The organism is Streptomyces sp. SID5464, from assembly GCF_009862985.1.
Lineage (GTDB): Bacteria > Actinomycetota > Actinomycetes > Streptomycetales > Streptomycetaceae > Streptomyces > Streptomyces chartreusis_D.
The window spans coordinates 1-1,026 of the sequence record NZ_WWIQ01000028.1; the positions used below are offsets into that span (position 1 = coordinate 1).

The following is a 1,026-nucleotide window of genomic DNA, read 5'->3' on the forward strand; positions in this document are numbered from 1 at the left end:
TGAGGTGCCGCCTGTCGGTGTCTGGCCGCCGGTGGGTGCTGGGGTGATTGATGTCAGCGGCTTGTATGGGGAGTTGGCTGAGCGGGGTTATGGCTATGGGCCGGTGTTCCAGGGTGTGCGGGCGGCCTGGCGGCTGGGGGACACGGTCTACGGGGAGATCGCATTACCGGAATCGGTAGTGCAGGAGGCGGCCCGGTTCGGGCTGCATCCGGCCTTGTGTGACGCGGCCGCGCATCTGCTGCAGTTCAGTAAGGTGCTGGACCAGGACGGGGTGTGGCTGCCGTTCGCCTGGAACGGTGTGCGTCTGCTGGCCACCGGCGCGACCCGCGCCCGGGTGCGGATCACCCCGCTGGGTGAGGGCAGTGTGCGGATGGACCTCTACGACGTGGCCGGTGAACCCCTCGCGGTGGTCGAGCAGTTGACCGCCCGCCGCCTGGACCCGGCGGAACTGCAGCCCTCCTCGACTTCGACGGCTGCGGCGCGTGGACTGTTCGCCCTGTCCTGGCCCGCCCTGCCCACACCCGACACACCCCAGCCCGCCGACACCATCGTGTGGAGGCCCCAGGACAGCGGCGAGGCAGACACCTGGGGTCTGCCGGCCGTCACGGACCTGGAAGACGTTCCCGCCTCCGTGCAGGTGGTGGTGTTGCCGGTCTCGGGCCGGGACCGGGACGTGACCGAAGTCAGCACTGCGGTGCTTGCGGCGTTGCAGGCGTGGCTGGCCGAGGACCGGCTGGCCCGGGCGAGGCTGGCCGTCGTGACCCGGGGCGCTGTGGCCGTCGACACCGGTGTGGGCCCGGATGCGGGCGCGGACGTGGTGGACCTGGCAGCTTCCGGGATCTGGGGCATGGTTCGCACCGCCCAGAGTGAGCACCCCGACCGTTTCACCCTCCTCGACCTCGACCCCCACCAACACGCAGACACGGATGCCCTGCTGAAGGCCCTGTCGGTGTCCGGTGAGCCGCAGCTGGCCTGGCGGGATGGACAGCTCCACGCGCCCAGGCTGGTGCGGGCGCTCACGGGCGG

General features: G+C 71.1%; 1 protein-coding gene. It reads left to right on the forward strand.

All coding sequences use genetic code 11. The features are described from left to right. On the forward strand, positions 1-1,026 hold a 1,026-nt coding region (locus GTY47_RS18805; RefSeq protein ID WP_010048961.1), incomplete at both ends, for a polyketide synthase dehydratase domain-containing protein.